Here is a 4797-nt window from a genome sequence, read left to right on the forward strand (position 1 = left end):
TAAAGACTTGAGTTATAAAAGAATCGAAAAGCGACATTTCCCCCATGGGGGAAACCCTATACCTAAAAGTCTAATGGGGTATGTCTTTTGAATAACAATAGTGTTGCATTTGATTTGACAACAGAGGAAATATAAAAAAGATATAATTAATTAGAAAAAATGATAGACAAATGAGATGATTATTTGTATCATATTATATAATGTAAATCTGTTATAATGAACGGAGGTGTATCAATTGAGTGAAAATCAAAATACTTTAAATACTGTAAGAGAAATGATTGTAGATCGTTTCGGTGTTCAAGAAGATAAAGTAAATTCAGAAATGACATTTGAAGACCTTGGAGCTGATTCATTAGACGTTGTGGAACTTGTTATGGAATTAGAAGATCAATTCAATATCCAGTTCGATGACGAAAGAATAGAAGAATTATCTACAGTAGGTGACGCAGTAAGATACATCGATGAATTAAAATAATTCTATCTTTAGCAATATATAAAAAAACAACGCTGCTTGTTTTTCAATAAGTAGGGTTTTTATTTTTTTATAAAGGACACCGGAGGGAAATTATGGAAAGTAACAAGATAATATTGGAAATGAAAGACGTAGAAATTGGATTCCGTGTTAAAGATGATTACTATAATGCTGTAGATGGTGTGTCATTAACATTATCTAAGAATGAAAAATTAGCAATCGTTGGAGAATCTGGTTCTGGTAAAAGTACACTCGCAACTGCGATTGTAGGTCTTCATGATCCAAAAAATTCAAAACAAACAGGCGAAATTAACTATAAAGGCAAAAACATTTTAAACATGTCCGAGAAAGAATATCTAAAAATTCGTGGTGATGAGATTGGAATGATTTTCCAAGATCCATTAGCTTCATTGAACCCATTAATGACAATTGAAGCACAAATTGAAGAGCCATTATTTTATCATACTAAATTAAATAAAAAGGAACGTCATAATCGTATCCTCGAATTATTAGATCAAGTGGGAATTGCCAATCCAAAACGTATGGCAAAACAATATCCTCACGAACTTTCAGGTGGTATGAGACAACGTGTTATTATTGCCATTGCTTTAGCATGTAAACCAGGTATCATCATCGCTGATGAGCCAACAACAGCTTTAGACGTTACGATTCAAGCACAGATTCTTGATTTATTAAATGAAATTCAAGAAGAAACAGAGTCAGGAATTATCTTAATTACCCATGACTTAGGAGTAGTTGCTGAAACGGCTGACCGAGTAGCTGTAATGTATGCAGGTGAGTTTGTGGAAATCGCAACAGTGGAAGAGTTATTTAATAATCCTAAACATCCATACACAAGGTCATTATTAAGATCAATTCCACAATCTAATGATTTAGTGGATGAAGAATCAGGAGAACTACATGTTATTCAAGGTGTAGTTCCGTCAATCACAAATCTACCAAGAACAGGATGTCGTTTTGCCCACCGAATTCCTTGGATTAATGAAGAGGAACATGAGCATAATCCTGAATTACACGAAGTAGCAGAAGGTCATTGGGTACGTTGTACTTGTCATGAAAACTTCTACTTCCCTGAGGAGGTTGAATAATGTCTGGATTAATAGAGATAAAAGATTTAAAAGTACATTATCCAATACGTAGTGGCTTCCTTAACAGAGTCACAGATTATGTATATGCAGTTGATGGTGTAGACTTATCATTCGAAGAAGGTAAAACTTACGGTCTAGTCGGGGAATCTGGATCTGGTAAATCGACAATTGGTAAAGCCATTGTTGGATTAGAGAAGATTACATCTGGTGAGATTTACTATAACGGTCAAGATGTTTCGAAAGAAGCTCGTAAACGTCGTTCAGATTACCGTCAAAATGTTCAGATGATTTTCCAAGATGCTATGTCAAGTTTTAACCCTAAAAAGAGAATCGTTGACGTTTTAGCTGAGCCTATTCGTAACTTTACGAATATGACACCAGATGAAGAACGTCGCCGTATGATTGAGCTTTTAGATATTGTTGGTTTAACAGAAGATGCTTTAACTAAATACCCGCATCAATTCTCTGGTGGACAAAGACAACGTATCGGTGTAGCGAGAGCTGTGGCAATTAATCCTAAATTAATTATCGCAGATGAACCTGTATCGGCACTAGATTTATCAGTTCAAGCTCAAGTTCTTAACTTCATGAAGAGAATTCAAGAAGAATATAACGTTAGTTATTTATTCATCTCACACGATTTAGGTGTTGTAAAACACATGTGTGATGAAATTGCGATTATGTATCGTGGGCGCTTCACAGAGTACGGTAATAAAGAGGACATCTATGAAGATCCTCAACATATCTATACACGTCGTTTACTTTCGGCTATTCCTCAAATCGATCCTAACAATCGTGATGAGCATAAGAAGAACCGTTTACGCGTTGAAAAGGTATATCAAGAAAACCAATCAAAATACTTTAGTGAAAATGGTCGAGTTTATGATTTAAAAGCAGTCTCTGATACCCATTCAGTTGCTTTAAAAGATGTAGCTTCGACTTTAGAAGGGGGCGCTTAATACTATGTGGAAAACAATATTAAGACGTGTTGTTCTTATGATTCCCCAAGTGTTTATCCTAAGTATTATTGTATTTGTTCTAGGTGCAATGATGCCCGGGGATGCACTGACTGGGTTAGTGGATCCAACTATTTCTGCTGATCAAATTGAAGCAATGCGTGAACAATTAGGTTTAAATAAATCATGGCCGGAAAGATATGTTGATTGGATGGGCGGCGCGCTACAAGGAGACTTCGGTCGTAGTTGGGCACACCGTATGCCAGTAGCTCAAATTATTAGCCAACGTATCGGACCAACATTATGGCTATCACTATTAACTGTAATTATTACTTATGCAATTGCCTTACCATTAGGTTTATTATCAGGTCGATTCCAAAACTCATTCTTTGATCGTACAGTTAACGTTTATAACTTTGTAACCTATTCAGTACCGACTTTCGTATTAGGTCTATTATTTATCTGGCTATTTGGTTATACACTAGGTTGGTTCCCAACTCGTGGTACTGTAGGTTCTGGTATTCAACCAGGGACTTTAGAATATATTGGTTCTAGAATTTATCATATGATTCTTCCTGCCTTTACAATGGGTATTTTAAGTACAACGGGTATCATCCAGTACTTAAGAACTGGAGTTGTAGATGCTAAATCACAAGATTACGTACGTACAGCTCGTTCAAAAGGTGTACCGATGAGTAAGATTTATAGTCGCCATATCTTCAGAAACTCAATGTTACCGATTGCGCAAAGTATGGGATATACTTTAACTGGATTAATTTCAGGATCAGTAATTACAGAGCAAATCTTTACTTACCAAGGTATGGGACAACTATTTATTACATCGATCACTGGACGTGACTTTACAGTTATGACGACACTTGTACTGTTATTCGGTATTATGACTTTATTGGGAACGTTAATATCAGATATTATTATGATATTTGTTGACCCAAGAATCCGAATCAACTAGAAAGGAGGAATGTTTCATGGATAAAGAAGAAAAACAATATAACAAAGAAGATCAAATGATAAATGAAGAAGCTTTAGATCAGTCGTTAGAGGTAGCTCAAGCTGAAGGCGAAGCATTACCTCCTATGGGATTCGAAGTCATTCGAAGAGAGTTTGTCAAAGATAAGGCAGCAATCGTTGCGTTATTTGTATTCATTGCAATCATCTTAATTGCATTCATTGGTGCGATGGTTGTCGATCATGATGCAGCAACTAGAGTTGATTTATTTAGTCGATATGCTGAACCAGGAGAAAATGGTTTTATTCTTGGAGCTGAAGAGGGTGGACGAGATGTTCTCTCACTCTTAATTATTGGTACACGTAATAGTATATTTATTGGTTTTGCCGTAACTATTATTACATCAATTATTAGTATTGCTTTAGGAATTATCGCAGGTTACTATGGTGGATTTGTAGAAGATATTATGATGCGTATTGTCGACTTCATCATTATTTTACCACCATTAGTATTAATCATTGTAATCGTAACAATTGTTCGTCGATTTGATATGTGGTCACTCATTGCTATTCTATCAGCATTAGGTTGGGCCGGAGGAGTTCGATTGTTCCGTACATCCGCTTTAAGTGAAGCGTCTAAAGATTATATAAGCGCTTCTAAAACGATGGGAACACCGGATTGGAAAATTATGTATCTAGAGTTAATGCCGAACTTAAGTTCATTAATCATTACAAGCTTAACGTTAGGTCTTTCAGGTAATATCGGTATTGAGACAGGTCTAACTTTCTTAGGCTTCGGTTTACCATCTGAAACACCAAGTTTAGGTACTTTAATCGCTGCGGCGAACAACCCAGATGTTATTCAAAACAAAGTATGGGTATGGCTTCCCGCTGTTGGAGTAATCTTAGCACTAATGTTAAGTATTAACTATATGGGACAAGCATTCCAACGTGTGGCTGATTCAAAACAACGTCTTGGATAAACAGTTACAAATACTATTTTTTAGAACCGAGCGATGCGTCGCTCGGTTTTTTTATGAGTTTTTTTCTAATGCTATCTGTAAAATTTGATGAAACTTAACTTATATATTAAAATTTTTAGGCTCTTTGTCAAATAGGGTTGATGACTCATTTTAATCAAGATCAAGCAGCATAAGTTGTTGCTTGATCTTTTTTATTTGTCTGAGGGACATATAATCGCGTCATAAGTAAAATACGGTCTCTAAAATGACTGTAATTTCGATAGCCGTAGGCTGTTCGTTTCAATACTTTAATTTTATTATTAATACCTTCG

The 4797-nt window shown here is 35.5% G+C and carries 6 protein-coding genes; 5 read left to right on the top strand and 1 reads right to left on the bottom strand.

The annotated features are described in order from the left end of the window. Positions 1-235 precede the first annotated feature (235 nt). The 5 genes from acpP to FEZ33_RS11855 all read left to right on the top strand — a co-directional run bounded on the left by acpP (position 236) and on the right by FEZ33_RS11855 (position 4486). Positions 236-475 (top strand): acyl carrier protein, encoded by a 240-nt coding sequence (gene acpP, locus FEZ33_RS11835; RefSeq protein ID WP_138405573.1) that lies wholly within the window; start codon positions 236-238, stop codon positions 473-475. A 92-nt stretch (positions 476-567) separates the two neighbouring features. Then, on the top strand, positions 568-1581 hold the full coding sequence (locus tag FEZ33_RS11840; RefSeq protein ID WP_138405574.1) for an ABC transporter ATP-binding protein: 1014 nt from the start codon (positions 568-570) through the stop codon (positions 1579-1581). Continuing rightward, entirely contained in the window at positions 1581-2540 is a 960-nt protein-coding gene (locus tag FEZ33_RS11845) for an ATP-binding cassette domain-containing protein (protein WP_138405575.1), read from the top strand. Before FEZ33_RS11840 ends, FEZ33_RS11845 begins: the two co-directional genes overlap by 1 nt. Positions 2541-2544: 4 nt before the next feature. Beyond that, complete coding sequence (opp4B, locus tag FEZ33_RS11850; protein ID WP_138405576.1) at positions 2545-3507, top strand: oligopeptide ABC transporter permease; 963 nt, start codon at positions 2545-2547, stop codon at positions 3505-3507. Positions 3508-3562: 55 nt separating this feature from the next. Beyond that, the gene (locus tag FEZ33_RS11855; RefSeq protein WP_212746711.1) at positions 3563-4486 is read left to right on the top strand and encodes an ABC transporter permease; all 924 of its coding nucleotides are present in this window, start codon (positions 3563-3565) and stop codon (positions 4484-4486) included. 160 nt (positions 4487-4646) lie between these two features. On the opposite strand, the gene FEZ33_RS11860 is transcribed toward FEZ33_RS11855, so the two are convergent. After that, on the bottom strand, positions 4647-4797 hold a 151-nt coding region (locus tag FEZ33_RS11860), incomplete at its 5' end, for a transposase (RefSeq protein ID WP_138405300.1).

The organism is Ruoffia tabacinasalis, from assembly GCF_005864045.1.
In the GTDB taxonomy this organism is placed as follows: Bacteria; Bacillota; Bacilli; order Lactobacillales; family Aerococcaceae; genus Ruoffia; species Ruoffia tabacinasalis.